This window comes from Citrobacter sp. LUTT5, assembly GCF_009905315.1.
Taxonomy (GTDB): domain Bacteria; phylum Pseudomonadota; class Gammaproteobacteria; order Enterobacterales; family Enterobacteriaceae; genus Citrobacter; species Citrobacter freundii.
Genome location: NZ_CP047606.1, coordinates 2859425 through 2874884, shown reverse-complemented (window position 1 = coordinate 2874884; position 15460 = coordinate 2859425). Strand labels below are relative to the sequence as shown.

15 protein-coding genes are annotated in these 15460 nt (G+C 51.9%); 10 read left to right on the top strand and 5 right to left on the bottom strand.

Annotation, left to right across the window (positions count from 1 at the left end; translation table 11 throughout):
• Nucleotides 1-2 precede the first annotated feature (2 nt).
• The 4 genes from GUC46_RS13900 (at nucleotide 3) to GUC46_RS13885 (ending at nucleotide 4337) form a co-directional block, all read left to right on the top strand.
• Nucleotides 3-950: a carbohydrate kinase family protein gene (locus tag GUC46_RS13900; protein ID WP_003846648.1), complete on the top strand. Its 948-nt coding sequence runs from the start codon at nucleotides 3-5 to the stop codon at nucleotides 948-950.
• A 9-nt stretch (nucleotides 951-959) separates the two neighbouring features.
• Nucleotides 960-1943 carry an aldo/keto reductase gene (locus GUC46_RS13895; protein ID WP_003846646.1) on the top strand — a complete coding sequence of 328 codons (984 nt, stop codon included), beginning with the start codon at nucleotides 960-962 and terminating at the stop codon, nucleotides 1941-1943.
• Between the two features lie 136 nt (nucleotides 1944-2079).
• Nucleotides 2080-2838 (top strand): DeoR/GlpR family DNA-binding transcription regulator, encoded by a 759-nt coding sequence (locus tag GUC46_RS13890; RefSeq protein ID WP_003030679.1) that lies wholly within the window; start codon nucleotides 2080-2082, stop codon nucleotides 2836-2838.
• Between the two features lie 140 nt (nucleotides 2839-2978).
• Nucleotides 2979-4337, top strand: coding sequence for an MFS transporter (locus tag GUC46_RS13885; RefSeq protein ID WP_003840879.1), 1359 nt, complete (start codon nucleotides 2979-2981; stop codon nucleotides 4335-4337).
• 37 nt (nucleotides 4338-4374) lie between these two features.
• Here the strand turns inward: GUC46_RS13885 and pncA are convergent, their stop codons facing one another.
• From pncA to sppA, 3 genes are read right to left on the bottom strand one after another with little or no spacing between them, the layout of a single operon-like run.
• Nucleotides 4375-5013: a bifunctional nicotinamidase/pyrazinamidase gene (gene pncA / locus GUC46_RS13880; RefSeq protein ID WP_003840880.1), complete on the bottom strand. Its 639-nt coding sequence runs from the start codon at nucleotides 5011-5013 to the stop codon at nucleotides 4375-4377.
• A gap of 14 nt (nucleotides 5014-5027) precedes the next feature.
• Nucleotides 5028-6044 (bottom strand): asparaginase, encoded by a 1017-nt coding sequence (ansA, locus tag GUC46_RS13875; RefSeq protein WP_003030673.1) that lies wholly within the window; start codon nucleotides 6042-6044, stop codon nucleotides 5028-5030.
• Between the two features lie 55 nt (nucleotides 6045-6099).
• Nucleotides 6100-7956, bottom strand: a complete 1857-nt coding sequence (gene sppA / locus GUC46_RS13870; RefSeq protein ID WP_054528300.1) for a signal peptide peptidase SppA — start codon at nucleotides 7954-7956, stop codon at nucleotides 6100-6102.
• A 175-nt stretch (nucleotides 7957-8131) separates the two neighbouring features.
• Here sppA and GUC46_RS13865 point away from each other — a divergent pair, with 175 nt between their 5' ends.
• The 3 genes from GUC46_RS13865 (at nucleotide 8132) to topB (ending at nucleotide 11794) form a co-directional block, all read left to right on the top strand.
• Nucleotides 8132-8683 (top strand): NAD(P)H nitroreductase, encoded by a 552-nt coding sequence (locus GUC46_RS13865; protein ID WP_003030670.1) that lies wholly within the window; start codon nucleotides 8132-8134, stop codon nucleotides 8681-8683.
• Nucleotides 8684-8799: 116 nt separating this feature from the next.
• Nucleotides 8800-9843 carry a selenide, water dikinase SelD gene (gene selD, locus GUC46_RS13860; protein ID WP_003840882.1) on the top strand — a complete coding sequence of 348 codons (1044 nt, stop codon included), beginning with the start codon at nucleotides 8800-8802 and terminating at the stop codon, nucleotides 9841-9843.
• 4 nt (nucleotides 9844-9847) lie between these two features.
• Nucleotides 9848-11794 (top strand): DNA topoisomerase III, encoded by a 1947-nt coding sequence (gene topB, locus GUC46_RS13855; RefSeq protein WP_044700023.1) that lies wholly within the window; start codon nucleotides 9848-9850, stop codon nucleotides 11792-11794.
• 88 nt (nucleotides 11795-11882) lie between these two features.
• Here topB and gdhA read toward each other — a convergent pair whose 3' ends face one another.
• Nucleotides 11883-13226 (bottom strand): NADP-specific glutamate dehydrogenase, encoded by a 1344-nt coding sequence (gene gdhA, locus GUC46_RS13850; protein WP_071684626.1) that lies wholly within the window; start codon nucleotides 13224-13226, stop codon nucleotides 11883-11885.
• Nucleotides 13227-13463: 237 nt separating this feature from the next.
• On the opposite strand from gdhA, the gene GUC46_RS13845 reads away from it, so the two are divergent.
• Entirely contained in the window at nucleotides 13464-13739 is a 276-nt protein-coding gene (locus tag GUC46_RS13845; RefSeq protein WP_048233576.1) for a YnjH family protein, read from the top strand.
• Here the strand turns inward: GUC46_RS13845 and GUC46_RS13840 are convergent.
• Nucleotides 13699-14112, bottom strand: coding sequence for a pyrimidine (deoxy)nucleoside triphosphate diphosphatase (locus GUC46_RS13840; protein ID WP_121571649.1), 414 nt, complete (start codon nucleotides 14110-14112; stop codon nucleotides 13699-13701). The two genes, GUC46_RS13845 and GUC46_RS13840, sit on opposite strands and share 41 nt — an antisense overlap.
• A gap of 79 nt (nucleotides 14113-14191) precedes the next feature.
• Here GUC46_RS13840 and GUC46_RS13835 point away from each other — a divergent pair, with 79 nt between their 5' ends.
• Nucleotides 14192-14761, top strand: coding sequence for a carboxymuconolactone decarboxylase family protein (locus GUC46_RS13835; RefSeq protein ID WP_003846637.1), 570 nt, complete (start codon nucleotides 14192-14194; stop codon nucleotides 14759-14761).
• Nucleotides 14754-15377 (top strand): CDP-alcohol phosphatidyltransferase family protein, encoded by a 624-nt coding sequence (locus GUC46_RS13830; protein ID WP_003030659.1) that lies wholly within the window; start codon nucleotides 14754-14756, stop codon nucleotides 15375-15377. The genes GUC46_RS13835 and GUC46_RS13830 overlap by 8 nt, the downstream gene beginning before the upstream one ends.
• Nucleotides 15378-15460: the final 83 nt, after the last annotated feature.

Below are 15460 nucleotides of genomic sequence, written 5' to 3'. Positions count from 1 at the left end.
ATATGGATTATATCGAGGTTATTTGTATAGGGGCGGCAATTGTTGATATTCCCTTGCAACCAGTGAGTAAAAATATCTTTGATGTTGAATCTTATCCATTAGAACGAATAGCTATGACCACGGGAGGTGACGCTATTAATGAGGCGACGATTATTTCTCGCCTCGGCCATCGCACGGCGTTAATAGGCCGGATAGGTGACGATGCTGCGGGGCATTTTATTGTCGATCACTGCCGTCGGGAGAATATTGATATTAAAAGCCTGAAGCAGGATGCTGATATTGATACTTCCATTAACGTGGGTTTAGTCACCGCTGATGGTGAACGCACCTTTGTGACTAACCGTAACGGCAGCTTATGGAAACTGAATATAAACGATGTTGATTTTGACCGTTTCTCTCAAGCAAAGCTGCTGTCGCTGGCGAGTATTTTTAATAGCCCGTTGTTGGATGGTGATGCACTGACGGCAATTTTCACTCAGGCGAAAGCGCATAAGCTCATTATCTGCGCGGATATGATTAAACCGCGACTGAATGAAACGCTGGACGATATCCGTGAAGCGCTGAGCTACGTGGATTATCTGTTTCCCAATTTTGAAGAGGCAAAACTGCTCACTGGGAAAGAGACGCTGGATGAGATTGCCGACAGTTTTCTGAACTGTGGCGTGAAAACCGTCGTGATTAAGACCGGCAAGAGAGGCTGTTTTATCAAGCGTATTGACATGAAAATGGAGGTCCCGGCGGTGTCAGGAATTACCGCCATCGACACCATCGGCGCGGGGGATAACTTTGCTTCAGGATTTATCTCCGCGCTGCTAGAAGGCAAACCGCTTCGCGACTGCGCGCTGTTTGCTAATGCAACGGCGGCAATATCGGTACTGAGCGTGGGTGCCACGACGGGTGTGAAGAACAGAAAGCTGGTTGAACAACTTCTTGACGAATACGAAGGGTAATAGCGGCAGATGAAAATGATTCCTTTAGGAAGTACGGATATTACGCTTTCCCGCATGGGATTAGGCACATGGGCTATTGGCGGTGGTCCGGCATGGAATGGCGATCTCGATCTGCAGATTTGTATCGATACCATTGTTGAGGCGCATCGCTGCGGTATCAATCTGATTGATACCGCGCCAGGCTACAACTTTGGCAACAGTGAAGTGATTGTCGGTCAGGCGCTGAAAAAGCTGCCGCGCAGCGAGGTAGTGGTTGAAACCAAATGCGGCATCGTCTGGGAGCGAACAGGCAGCCTGTTTAACAAAGTGGGCGATCGCCAGCTGTATAAAAACCTCACGCCTGAGTCTATTCGCGAAGAGGTTGATGCCAGCCTGCAAAGATTGGGTATCGACAGTATTGATATCTATATGACCCACTGGCAGTCGGTCGAACCCTGTTTTACGCCGATTGCGGAAACCGTAGACACGCTGAACGCACTGAAAAAAGAGGGGAAAATCCGTTCGATTGGTGCGGCAAACGTCAATGCCGGGCATATCAGGGAGTATCTCAAACACGGTGAGCTGGATATTATCCAGGCCAAGTACAGCATTCTTGACCGGGCGCTGGAAGCTGAACTGCTGCCGCTATGTCAGCAGAATGGCATCATTGTGCAGGTATATTCACCGCTTGAGCAGGGGTTGTTGACCGGTACTATCGCCCGAGATTATGTTCCTGGCGGCGCGCGGGCTAACAAGGTCTGGTTTCAGCGGGAAAATATGTTGCGGGTGATTGATATGCTTGGGCAGTGGCAGCCGCTTTGTGAAAAATACCGCTGCACAATCCCCGCACTAGCTCTGGCGTGGATTTTAAAGCAAAGCGATTTGATCACCTTACTGAGTGGCGCAACCGCACCTGAACAGGTTCGCGAGAATGTCGAGGCGTTAACCATTCCCCTGACAGATGATGATTCATTATTGATGAGGCGAATGGCGGAAGCGTTGGATATAAATTAATTCAGATAGGATTGACCTCTGTTTCTGTGTAAAAGAGTATTAAAATCTGTGATTCAGACATGTTCTTTTGAAAATAAATATAGCCTGTGAGATACTAGGGTCTTATTATTACTTTGCAGGAAACAGAGGTATCATCGTGGCGGCAAAAGACAGGATTCAGGCCATTAAGCAAATGGTGGCTAACGATAAGAAAGTGGTGGTATCTAATTTAAGTTCAATCTTTCAGGTGACTGAGGAAACGATTCGCCGCGATCTTGAAAAACTGGAAGATGAAGGTTTTTTGACCCGAACATATGGCGGTGCAGTGCTCAATACCACTGCGTTGTCCGACAATATTCATTTTTATAAGCGTGCAAAATCTTTCTTCGAAGAAAAGCAGATCATTGCACGTAATGCATTACCGTTTATTAAAAATAAGACCACAATGGCTGCCGACTCCAGCAGTACCGCGATGGAATTATTAAAGCTGTTGAAGGAAAGAAACGATCTGACGTTGCTTACCAATTCGGCTGAAGCATTTCATGAGCTGGCGCAGTCAGAAATTAACGTGGTCTCTACTGGCGGTGAGCTGAATAAGAATACGCTGTCGCTGCAGGGAAGAATCACCAAGGAGATTATCAGCCGCTATCATGTTGATATCATGGTGATGAGCTGCAAAGGTTTGGATATGCAGAGTGGGGCGCTTGATTCTAATGAAGCGGAAGCGGAAATCAAAAAAACCATGATCCGCCAGGCGACTGAGGTGGCATTGTTAGTTGATCACTCAAAGTTTGATCGTAAAGCTTTCGTTCAGCTAGTGGACTTTAGCCATATTAATTACCTAATAACCAATAAGGCACCGGGTGCAGAGTGGATTGCATTTTGCAAAGAGAATAATATTCAACTCGTTTATTAACTATAGCGAGGGTTGTGTCGATATTATTTTAGTTTGCACCTGGGAAATGCCATAAGAATCTAATGATGATGGATGGCGCGGCAAAATTGCTTCTGCCGCGATCGCCATACTTTCTATTTAGCTGAATTTGAGGCATCCAGATGGAACAATGTGACCCTATCGGCGCAAGATTAGATCGCTTACCTTTATCTCGATTTCATTTTCGTATTTTCGGCATTATTAGTTTTAGTTTGTTAATAACCGGTTTTCTCAGCTATTCCGGGAATGTGGTATTAGCAAAATTAGTCAACACTGGCTGGTCAAACAATTATCTAAATGCCGCGTTTACCTCAGCGCTGATGTTCGGCTACTTTATCGGTTCACTAGCCGGCGGCTTTATTGGTGATTATCTCGGTCGACGCAAAGCGTTCCGCATCAATTTGTTAATCGTCGGGGCCTCAGCCTGCGCTGCAACGTTTGTGCCCAACATGTACTGGCTTATCTTCTTCCGCTGTCTGATGGGGATTGGAATGGGGGCGCTAATTATGGTGGGCTATGCCTCATTTACAGAATTCATTCCACCCGCGGTACGTGGGAAATGGTCTGCCCGTCTGTCATTTGTCGGCAACTGGGCACCAATGCTATCTGCGGCAATTGGCGTCGTGATCATTGCACTTTTAAGCTGGCGGGTGATGTTTCTGCTCGGTGGCATGGCAATGCTGTTGGCCTGGTATCTGTCGGGAAAATACTATATTGAATCCCCACGTTGGCTGGCTGGTAAAGGGAAGAGAAGCGAAGCTGAAAAACATCTTATGCAGGTTGAATCGCAAATTGAGCTAGAAAAAAACATCACTTTACCATCCTGCCGGAACGAATGCCCGTCGGCGGATTTAAGCACGGCAAGTGGTTCATTTTGGCTATTGTTTAAGGGGCCAATGTTGCGCTGTACACTGGTGGCGATCACGGTGCTTATCGCAATGAATATTTCGCTCTACACCATTACGGTATGGATCCCGACTATATTTGTTAATTCGGGAATCGATGTAACGAAATCCATATTTATGACCGCGATAATTATGATTGGCGCGCCAGTTGGGATATTTATTGCCGCGTTAATTATCGATCGCTTTCCACGGCGATTGTTTGGCTCATTCTTGTTGATTATTATCGCATTGCTCGGGTATTTCTATTCACTTCAAACTGAAGAGTGGGCCATTCTGAGCTACGGGCTGGTGATGATTTTTTTTCTGTATATGTATGTCTGCTTTGCCTCTGCAGTTTATGTCCCAGAACTATGGCCCACGCACCTAAGATTGAGAGGATCAGGTTTTGTTAATGCGGTGGGAAGGATTGTCGCTGTGTTTACGCCCTATGGCGTCGCTATTTTGTTGACCCGCTATGGCTCCGTTACGGTCTTTATCGTGTTAGGAGTAATGTTGGTTCTATGCGCGCTGATTCTTTTTTGTTTTGGCATCGAAACACGCAAAGTATCGCTGGAAGAGATTTCAGCGCTGGCCTGAGATAACGCGCCGACAGGAGTGACCCTGTCGGCATCGCTTACGGTTGGGTTTCCAGCCAGTCGTCCAACGTATACAGCGTTGCACCCGCCGCCGCCATTTCTATAAAGGCGTTTGCACTGTCCTGGGGTTGAATATTAACCCCACGGCAGCCGTCGGTAATAACGCTGACGGTGTAGCCAAGATCGAGCGCATCCAGTACGGTGAATTTAACGCAATAGTCGGTTGCCAGACCCATGATGATGAGCTCGGCAATGCGGCGTTCGAGTAGCCATGCATTCAGCGCGGTAGCCTGACGACGACCGTTATCAAAAAACGCACTATAGCTGTCGACCAGCGGGTTCTCACCTTTAGTGAACGTTTGAGTTATCGCACGCTGGTTCAGCAGCGGATGCAGGGCTGCACCTGCGCTGTTTTGTACGCAATGATCGGGCCAGAATGTCTGCGCCAGTCCATCGAGTTGTCCCTGGCTGTAGGGCTCGACCTGATGCTGGCTGGCAAAACTGCCGTGATTAGCCGGGTGCCAGTCCAGACTGGCAACGACCATGTCGCCGCGTAAGGCACACCAGTCAATCAGACGGTTGGCAATATCGATTGTGCTGTCACCTTGTGGGACCGCGAGGGCACCACCGGCACAAAAGTCATTTTGTAAATCGACCAACAGTAAGGCTCGGGCCATGGGCATAGACTCCTTTAATCGTCAGGCGTGAGCTCACCACGCAGATTTTGCGTCATCGCTTCACGGATCGTCTGCGTATCCAGTCCCTGACTCAGCAAATAGTGCAGTTTGGTGAGAGTGGCTTCGACGGTCATATCCGCGCCGCCAATCACGCCAGCATGCGCTAGCGCATTGCCTGTCGCGTAGCCCCCCATGTTCACCTTGCCGGACATACACTGCGTAAGGTTCACCACCACAATGCCACGCGAACTCGCATCTTCAAGTTCTTTCAGGAACTCTTTATTCTGCGGCGCATTCCCCACGCCGTAGGAGCGCAAAATTAATGCTTTTACAGGTTGGCGCAGGAAGTTGCGTACTACATCAGCGGAGATCCCAGGATAAATGGTGACCACGCCAATCGGTTGCGGAGTGATAGGATGCACAATCAACTCACCTGTACCGTGAGGTGCGGGCGGAGTTCCCAGCCGACGAATGTGGATCCCGGCTTCCAGCAGTGGTGCAAGGTTGGGTGAGGCAAACGCGTCAAAACCATCAGCATGCGCTTTAGTGGTCCGGTTGCCGCGAAACAATCGATTGTTGAAAAACAGGGTAACTTCATTGATCGGGTAATTTGCTGCAACGTACAACGCATTCAGCAAATTGATTTGTCCGTCAGAACGTAGTTCTGCTAATGGGATTTGTGACCCTGTCACAATGACCGGCTTGCCCAGATTCTCCAGCATAAAAGAGAGTGCCGAAGCCGTAAACGCCATGGTGTCAGTGCCGTGCAGAATGACAAAACCATCGTAATCGTCGTAGTGCGCTTTAATGTCTTCCGCAATATGCTGCCAGTCTTCCGGCGTCATATCGGAGGAATCCATCAGCGGGGCGTATTCGTGGATGGTGAAGTCTGGCATCTCCGGACGGTGGAATTCAGGCATCAATGCCAGCTGGCGCTGCAGATGACCGGAAACGGGAATATAACCCTGTTCTGAGCGCTGCATACCAATGGTACCGCCGGTATAGGCAACGTAAATTGATTTTTTCTGCATGACTTTTCTTCTGTCTCAAAGAAAACCCCTCTTCATCCCGAAGAGGGGTCAATAGTTAGCGAACGTTGGCGCAGGTCAGGCAAAACGCATAGCGGTTTTGCGGATCGTTGAATGCGGCCAGCTTATCGCTTTCGGCTTTTACTGCACTGGCCGCAGAGGCCAGCGGTGGTGGGAGCATAGCCTGAATGGCGTCAGGCAGCATGGCACGAACGGAGCCTGACATGCTGTCCATCACCATATCAACGAATGTCGGTTCGTCCTGATAATACGCAATGTGCCATTGTTTCAGTTTGGCCAGCTCAGCCGCTTTCGCCACGGCGTCATCAAAATCACCCAGACTGTCTACCAGACCGTTGGCTTTTGCATCCTGTCCGGTCCAGACGTGGCCCTGCGCAATTTTGTCAATCTGCTCAGGTGTTGTTTTACGCGCATCTGCGACCAGCGTGATAAAGCGCTTATAGCCGTTCTCGATGCTAAGTTGCATCATTTGCTGCACTTCTGGTGGTAACGCTTTGGTGATGGAGATATCCGCCAGTGGGGATGTCGCCACGCCGTCGGTGTGTACGCCAATGGAATCCAGACTGTTTTCCACGGTGTTGATCACGCCAAAGATGCCGATTGAACCGGTCAGCGTGCTGGGGTTCGCCACAATGTAGCTTGCTGGGGTGGAGATCCAGTACCCACCGGATGCCGCCATGCCGCCCATGGACACCACAACCGGTTTACCCGCCGCTTTTGCCGCAGCCAGCTCAGCACGAATGACTTCGGAGGCACTGACGCTGCCGCCAGGGCTGTTCACGCGCAGAACAATTGCTTTTACTTTCGGATCAAGACGGGCTTCGCGGATCTGCGCGGCAGTCGTGTCACCGCCCACATTCCCAGGGGTTTCTTCACCGTCCATAATCGCGCCATTGGCGAAGATAACGCCAATGCTGTCTCCAGTATCCGCTGGCGTTTTCAGTGAGTAATCGTAATAGCTGACAGCGCGATAATTTTTATCCGCTTTGCTCCAGCCAAACTGTTTGGTCAGCATTTTTTCGACTTCAGCGCTGGAGGCCAGTGCATCCACCAGTTTGTTGTCGAGCGCATATTTCGCGGTATCACCCCCGACTTTTGTCAAACCGTCCAGCATGGCCTGTGCGCCAGGGAACACCTGCTGAGCAGGGATCTGGCGATTGGCAGCAACCGTGTCGAGATAGTTCTGCCACAGCTCGCCGATCCAGCGGCTGTCAGCTTCACGCGCGGCAGGAGACATATCATCACGGATAAACGGTTCTACGGCAGACTTATAAGTCCCGACACGGAACACGTGTGTGGAAACTTTCAGCTTGTCGAGCAGGGACTTGTAGTACAAACCGTTGGTGGCAAAGCCGTGCAGATCAACGGAACCCTGTGGAGAAAGATAAATTTTATTGGCGAAACTGGCGAGGTAGTACTGCCCCTGGCTGAAGTTATCGCCTACGGCAAAGACCGGTTTGCCGCTGTCGCGGAATTCTCGCAGCGCTTTACCGATATACTGCATGGAAGGCTGGTCGGCCCCGGCAAAATTTTTCAGATCCATCACAATGCCGGTGATGTTGCGATCATCTTTTGCCTGGCGAATAGTATTCACGATATCGAACAGGGAGTTTTCCTGCAGGCGATCGGAACTGGCACCAAACAGCTGACGACCAATAACGCTTAAGCGACTGGTGCTCGACGGCTTATCGACAATCACCCCCGAGATATCCAGCAGCAGTGCGCCTCGCTCAGCGTGTTCACTGGTATTGCTGCTGCTGACCTGCATCCAGATACCCACGCCCACCAGCACCAAGAAGATGAAGAACAGGTTAAGCACAAATTCACGGACGAAATTAAGTAATCGCCATGTCCATTTAAAAAATCCGGCAATAAATCGCCACAGGGTTCGCATGTATTCTCCCTACCGATTAACAACACGCCATCCCGAAATCCCGGAGAAAGGCGATAAGATGAGGCTATCGTAATGACCAGACAGGCACTTGTCAGCAGGAATCACCGCCTGTGCTGTAACAAAATCCGCTCACGTGTTAATTTTGTGAACAAATCTCATTGTTGGAGTTAAGCAAATGGATGCACTCGAATTACTTATCACCCGTCGTAGCGCTTCTCGTCTTGTCGAGCCGGCCCCGGCGGGAGAGCAACTGCAAAACATTCTGCGGGCGGGAATGCGCGCACCGGACCATAAAACGCTGCAACCGTGGCAATTCTATGTCATTGAGGGCGAAGGGCGTGAACGCTTTAGCACCGTACTTGAGAAAGGCGCGATTGCCGCAGGTAGCGATGAGAAAGCTCAGGAAAAAGCGCGCAACGCACCGTTTCGCGCACCGCTGATTATTACCGTGGTGGCGAAATGTGAAGAAAACGACAAGGTTCCTCTGTGGGAACAAGAAATGTCTGCCGGTTGTGCGGTGATGGCTATGCAGATGGCCGCAATTGCCCAGGGCTTTGGCGGTATCTGGCGAAGTGGTGCATTAACCGAAAGTGCGGTCGTTCGTGAAGCATTCGACTGTCGCCCGCAAGATAAAATCGTCGGTTTCCTCTATTTGGGCACACCGCAGCTAAAAGCATCCACGACGATCAACCTTGCCGATCCGAGCGCATTCGTCCGTTATTTCTGATATCAACGGCAAAACTGTCTGGATTCTGAGCAAAGACACTCGAATTCAGACAGTCACTCTTACCACATCATGGAATGAGCGCTACCATATCCGGATTGCAATGACAGGAGATGTCCATGAGCGAGCAAGCTATTCGTTTAACGCAATACAGCCACGGAGCCGGTTGCGGTTGTAAAATTTCCCCAAAAGTGCTGGAAACCATCCTGCACAGCGAGCAGGCGAAGTTTGTTGATCCGAACTTACTGGTGGGTAATGAAACTCGCGACGACGCGGCCGTATACGATTTGGGAAACGGCACCAGCGTTATCAGCACCACCGATTTCTTTATGCCGATTGTCGATAATCCGTTTGATTTTGGCCGCATCGCCGCGACTAACGCCATCAGCGATATATTCGCTATGGGCGGCAAACCGATTATGGCAATTGCTATTCTGGGCTGGCCGCTGGATAAGCTGGCGCCGGAAATCGCCCGCGAAGTCACCGAAGGCGGACGTTTTGCCTGCCGTCAGGCGGGTATTGCGCTGGCGGGCGGCCACTCTATCGATGCCCCAGAGCCTATCTTTGGCCTTGCGGTAACCGGCGTTGTGCCGACCGAACGCGTGAAGAAAAACAGCACCGCAGAGGCAGGGTGTAAGTTATTCCTGACCAAGCCTCTGGGGATTGGCGTTCTGACGACAGCAGAGAAAAAATCACTACTGAAGGAAGAACACAAAGGACTGGCGACAGAAGTGATGTGTCGGATGAACATTGCCGGTGCGGCATTCGCCGATATCGACGGCGTGAAAGCCATGACCGACGTTACCGGTTTTGGTCTGCTGGGGCATCTGAGCGAAATGTGTCAGGGCGCAGGCGTTCAGGCGCAAATTATCTACCAGGATATTCCTAAGCTGCCTGGCGTTGAAGAATACATCGCGCAGGGTGCAGTACCCGGCGGTACCCAACGTAACTTTGCCAGCTACGGACACCTGATGGGTGAAATGCCGCAATCGGTACGCGATCTGTTGTGCGATCCGCAAACTTCCGGTGGCCTACTGCTGGCGGTAACGCCGGAAGCTGAAGCCGAAGTGAAAGCGGCAGCGGCGCAGTTCGGTATCGATCTCACCGCCATTGGTGAGTTAGTGGAAGCTCGTGGCGGTCGCGCCATGGTTGAGATTCGTTAACTCGATGCGGTTGTTTATTGCCGAAAAACCAAGTCTGGCGCGTGCTATCGCCGATGTGTTGCCAAAGCCGCATCGCAAAGGCGATGGTTTTATCGAATGCGGAAATGGACAAGTGGTGACCTGGTGTATTGGTCACCTGCTTGAACAGGCGCAGCCGGATGCCTACGACAGTCGTTATGCTCGCTGGAGTCTGGTCGATCTGCCGATTGTCCCGGAAAAGTGGCAACTGCAACCGCGCCCCTCGGTGACCAAACAGCTCAACGTCATTAAGCGCTTTTTGCATGAGGCCAGCGAAGTTATTCACGCCGGTGACCCCGATCGTGAAGGGCAGTTGCTGGTGGATGAAGTGCTGGATTACCTGCAACTGGCGCCTGAAAAGCGCCAGAAGGTGCAGCGTTGCCTGATTAACGACCTCAACCCGCAGGCCGTTGAGCGGGCTATTGAGCGGCTGCGCGCCAACAGTGAGTTTATTCCGCTGTGCGTGTCGGCACTGGCGCGAGCGCGTGCGGACTGGTTGTACGGTATCAATATGACGCGCGCTTACACCATTCTCGGACGTAACGCGGGCTATCAGGGCGTACTTTCGGTCGGGCGCGTACAAACGCCGGTGCTCGGGCTGGTTGTGCGTCGTGATGAAGAGATTGAGAACTTCGTCGCCAAAGACTTCTTCGAAGTGAAAGCGCATATCGTAACGCCCGCCGATGAGCGGTTTACCGCTATCTGGCAGCCGAGCGAAGCGTGTGAGCCGTATCAGGATGAAGAAGGGCGCTTGCTGAATCGCACGCTGGCTGAACACGTGGTGAACCGAATTAACGGTCAACCGGCGATAGTCACCAGCTATAACGATAAACGGGAATCAGAATCCGCGCCGTTACCGTTCTCGCTGTCGGCGTTGCAGATTGAAGCGGCGAAGCGCTTCGGTTTAAGTGCGCAAAACGTTCTGGATATCTGCCAGAAGTTGTATGAAACCCATAAGTTGATTACCTATCCGCGTTCGGATAGCCGTTATCTGCCGGAAGAGCACTTTGCCGGACGTCATGCGGTACTGAACGCGATTAGCGTCCATGCACCGGATCTGCTCCCGCAACCGGCGGTCAATCCCGATACGCGAAATCGCTGTTGGGACGACAAAAAAGTGGATGCGCACCACGCCATCATTCCTACCGCGCGCAGTTCGTCCATCAATCTGAATGACAACGAAGCGAAAATTTACAACCTGATTGCCCGTCAGTATCTGATGCAATTTTGCGCAGATGCGGTATTCAGGAAGTGCGTTATTGAGCTGGATATTGCCAAAGGCAAGTTTGTCGCTAAAGCGCGTTTTCTGGCGGAAGCCGGATGGCGCACGCTGCTCGGCAATAAAGAGCGCGACGAAGATAATGACGGGACGCCGCTGCCGGTGGTGGCAAAAGATGATGAACTGCTGTGCGAAAAAGGCGAAGTGGTTGAACGTCAGACTCAACCACCACGTCACTTTACCGATGCCACGCTGCTGTCAGCGATGACCGGTATTGCGCGATTCGTGCAGGATAAAGATCTGAAAAAGATCCTGCGCGCAACGGATGGCTTAGGTACGGAAGCGACGCGCGCCGGAATTATCGAACTGCTGTTTAAGCGTGGATTCCTGGTGAAAAAAGGGCGGTATATCCATTCGACCGACGCGGGAAAAGCGCTGTTCCACTCGTTGCCAGAAATGGCGACGCGCCCGGACATGACCGCGCACTGGGAATCTATACTGACCCAAATCAGCGAAAAGCAATGTCGCTATCAGGATTTCATGCAGCCGCTGGTGGGGACGCTGTATCAGCTTATCGATCAGGCGCGCAGCACACCGGTACGACGCTTTCGTGGAATTGCTGCACCTGGCGGTAGTGGTGGCGATAAGAAAAAGAGTGCGCCGCGTAAACGTTCGGCGAAAAAAAGCCCGCCATCTGAAGAGGCGGGTCTGTAAGTTTGTAGGCCTGATAAGCATAGCGCATCAGGCTTAGCCGGATACGGCACCCGTGCCTTATCCGGCCTACGGGCCTGCAGAGACAATATTAAATCACACCCTGACCCAACATCGCGTCGGCAACCTTTACGAAGCCTGCGATGTTGGCGCCACGTACGTAGTTGGTCTGCTTGCTTTCGCCGCCGTATTCAACGCAGGCATGGTGAATATCCAGCATGATGTGGTGCAGGCGCGCATCCACTTTCTCCGCTTTCCAGCCCAGACGAGCGGCATTTTGCGCCATTTCCAGACCGGATGTCGCTACACCACCGGCGTTGGCGGCTTTACCCGGTGCGAACAGTACACCTGCCTCGAGGAACAGATCGGTGGCCTCGATAGTGGTCGGCATGTTTGCCCCTTCGGCGACAGCTTTCACGCCGTTGGCGATCAATACGCGTGCTGCATCGACATCCAGCTCGTTCTGCGTGGCACACGGCAGGGCGATATCGACCGGAACCGACCACGGCTGTTTGCCTTCCAGGTAGGTCAGGCCAAACTCACGGGCATAATCTGCTACGCGACCGTCGCGGCTGTCTTTGATTGCGCACAGCCGCGCCAGTTTTTCTTTGGTAAATCCACTTTCGTCAACTACGGTACCGCTGGAATCGGAGGCGGTAACCACCCGCGCGCCAAACTCCATGGCTTTCTCAATGGCGAATTGCGCCACGTTGCCGGAGCCAGAAACCGCTACGCGCATGCCTTCAAAGCCCAGACTATGGCGTTTGAGCATCGCTTCGGTGAAATACACCAGACCGTAGCCGGTGGCTTCCGGGCGGATCAGGCTACCGCCGAAAGAGAGACCTTTACCGGTAAAGACGCAGGCGCTGTTATTGGAGAGTTTTTTCATCATCCCGGCCATAAAGCCGACTTCACGGCCACCTACACCGATATCGCCCGCCGGAACGTCGGTATCGGGACCTAAATGGCGGAACAGTTCGGTCATCAGCGCCTGGCAGAAACGCATGATTTCGCCTTCGCTTTTCCCTTTTGGATCGAAATCGCTCCCGCCTTTACCCCCGCCCATTGGTAGCGTGGTGAGGGCATTTTTAAACGTCTGCTCGAAGCCAAGGAATTTCAGGATCGACAGGTTCACGGAAGGGTGGAAACGCATACCGCCTTTGTATGGGCCAATGGCAGAGCTAAACTGCACGCGCCATGCGCGGTTGACCTGCACCTGATTGCGGTCGTCCAGCCAGACTACGCGGAACTGGATCACGCGCTCCGGTTCAACCAGACGTTCCAGCAATGACATCTGTCGATAACGCGGGTTTTGCTCAAGGAAAGGCCACAGCGTGGTCATTACCTCACGAACGGCTTGCGCGAACTCGGTTTGATTCGGGTCGCGCTTTTGCACATGGTTAAGGAATGACTCCAGAGAACATGTCTGATCCATAGATATAAGAACCTCTTATGTATTGATATGGTTATATTTTTGATTTTTGTGTTAAGTGTTGTGCAGTTTTTGACTATACCATCAGCACTGTGACGCGACGCAAGAAAAAATTAACCCCGCTAAGTAAATTAATATTGCGTCGTGGGTCATAACCAAAAACGATGATCGAAGAGGCTAAAGTTTCTGCCGATTTATACCGTTATACTGAGCATAATTGTCAGTTAAAAAGGAAAGAATATGCGCCGTTTAATCGTGGCAGGCGTGTTGGCCCTGGTGTCCGGCGCGACGCTGGCAAATCAGCCTTATCGCCCGGATGTGCAGGTTAACGTACCGCCGGAAGTGTTCAGTTCCAGCGGTCAGCGGGCGCAGTCCTGTAGCCAGTGCTGTATTTATCAGGATCAAAACTATTCAGAAGGGGCAGTGATTAAAGCTGACGGCGTCTTGCTTCAGTGCCAACGCGATGAGAAAACGATCAGCACAAATCCGCTGGTCTGGCGTCGCGTAAAAGAATAAACGCTTCCAGTAGTGGGATATCGGCAGGCGCCAGCGGATAACGCAGCGCCTCTTCGGGTGAACACCAGACGATATCCTGATGTTCATACGCCTTCAGTTCCCCCTGATATGACGGTACATGCCAGGCATGTAAGTGGATCAGTCTGCCCGAAACCTCGCGCTGATGACTGGCAATGTAGCGCCCCACGACTGCTTCAATGCCCAACTCTTCACGCAGTTCACGGAACAGCGCGTCGGGCTGACTTTCGCCCGGTTCAACCTTACCGCCGGCAAACTCCCACATGCCTGACTGATCCGCATGTAGCGGACGCTGAGCCAGTAAAATTTTGCCATCACGTTCAATGATAGCGGCGACCACGTCGATGGTTTTCATTATATTCATCAAGATCTAACAGCAGAAAATGACATACTATCGTTATCTTTGTTTTATCTAAAGTATTCAGGAGCCACCGTTGAACGAACCTCAGTCGTGGGTAAAGCCGTTAACGCGTATCCCTTCCAGTCTAAAACCGCTCGTTGCTACGCAGAAAAAACATTATGGCGATGTGCTGCATCCCACGCGCTGGTGGGGGCGGATGCCGTTTCTGTTCTGGCTGGTGGCGCTGTTTGTCGGGTTTCTGGAGCGTAAAAAGGCGCGCTTAACGCCGGTGATGCGCGCGCTGTTGATGACCCGCGTTTCTCAGGTGTGCCACTGCGCTTTCTGCGTTGATGCCAACAGTTTACGGCTGGCTGAACGCTGTGGCGCGCTGGATAAAGTCTTACAGGTTGCCAACTGGCAAGAATCGGCGCTATTTAGCGCAGAAGAGCGAGTAGCGCTGGCCTATGCCGATGCGGTGACCGCAACGCCTCCACAGGTTGATGATGCGCTGAAAGCGCAGATGAAGCAGCATTTTACCGATGATGCCATTACGGAAATGACCGCGCTGATTGCGTTTCAAAATCTCTCTGCGCGTTTTAATGCTGCTCTCGATATTCCTTCCCAGGGGCTGTGCGACAGCTTTAAAGGACGCCCGCATGCTTGATCGTCATATTCATCCGCGATTAAAACCGCTTTTGCATCGCTGCGTAAGCATTATTGATAAACCGGCGATTACCCCGGACGGGCTTACGCTGGTCGGTTTTGCCATTGGCGTGTTGGCCTTGCCATTTTTGGCGTTAGGCTGGTATCTGGCAGCGCTGGCGGTCATTGTGCTCAATCGGCTTTTTGATGGGCTGGATGGGGCTCTGGCGCGGCGCAGAGGGCTAACCGACGCAGGCGGATTTCTTGATATCACGCTCGATTTTCTGTTTTACGCCTTAGTGCCATTCGGTTTTATGCTCGCCGATCCGGCGGCTAACTCGCTGGCTGGCGGCTGGCTGCTGTTCGCCTTTATGGGAACCGGCAGCAGCTTTCTGGCCTTTGCCGCGCTGGCGGCGAAACATCAAATTGATAACCCGGGCTACGCGCATAAATCGTTTTATTATCTGGGGGGACTGACCGAAGGTACTGAGACGATTTTGCTATTTGTGTTGGGTTGTCTGTTCCCGGAATATTTTGCCGTGATGGCGTGGGTCTTTGGCGCGCTGTGCTGGATGACGACATTTACCCGGATCTGGAGCGGATACCTGACACTGAAAGCGGTCCAGCGTCAGGAGTAAGATATTGCGTTGCCGGATGCGCTTCGCTTATCCGGCCTACAACGATGGTATATCCAGGCAGAGTAAAGCGTTCTCGCCGCATC

Excerpts from the sequence above, each read along its gene's own strand:
- topB (WP_044700023.1), top strand. The coding sequence starts at position 9,848 with ATGCGGTTGTTTATTGCCGAAAAACCAAGTCTGGCGCGTGCTATCGCC.
- GUC46_RS13830 (WP_003030659.1), top strand. The coding sequence starts at position 14,754 with ATGCTTGATCGTCATATTCATCCGCGATTAAAACCGCTTTTGCATCGC.
- GUC46_RS13895 (WP_003846646.1), top strand. The coding sequence starts at position 960 with ATGAAAATGATTCCTTTAGGAAGTACGGATATTACGCTTTCCCGCATG.
- sppA (WP_054528300.1), bottom strand. The coding sequence starts at position 7,956 with ATGCGAACCCTGTGGCGATTTATTGCCGGATTTTTTAAATGGACATGG.
- GUC46_RS13845 (WP_048233576.1), top strand. The coding sequence starts at position 13,464 with ATGCGCCGTTTAATCGTGGCAGGCGTGTTGGCCCTGGTGTCCGGCGCG.
- GUC46_RS13840 (WP_121571649.1), bottom strand. The coding sequence starts at position 14,112 with ATGAAAACCATCGACGTGGTCGCCGCTATCATTGAACGTGATGGCAAA.
- selD (WP_003840882.1), top strand. The coding sequence starts at position 8,800 with ATGAGCGAGCAAGCTATTCGTTTAACGCAATACAGCCACGGAGCCGGT.
- pncA (WP_003840880.1), bottom strand. The coding sequence starts at position 5,013 with ATGGCCCGAGCCTTACTGTTGGTCGATTTACAAAATGACTTTTGTGCC.
- GUC46_RS13885 (WP_003840879.1), top strand. The coding sequence starts at position 2,979 with ATGGAACAATGTGACCCTATCGGCGCAAGATTAGATCGCTTACCTTTA.
- GUC46_RS13865 (WP_003030670.1), top strand. The coding sequence starts at position 8,132 with ATGGATGCACTCGAATTACTTATCACCCGTCGTAGCGCTTCTCGTCTT.
- ansA (WP_003030673.1), bottom strand. The coding sequence starts at position 6,044 with ATGCAGAAAAAATCAATTTACGTTGCCTATACCGGCGGTACCATTGGT.
- GUC46_RS13900 (WP_003846648.1), top strand. The coding sequence starts at position 3 with ATGGATTATATCGAGGTTATTTGTATAGGGGCGGCAATTGTTGATATT.
- gdhA (WP_071684626.1), bottom strand. The coding sequence starts at position 13,226 with ATGGATCAGACATGTTCTCTGGAGTCATTCCTTAACCATGTGCAAAAG.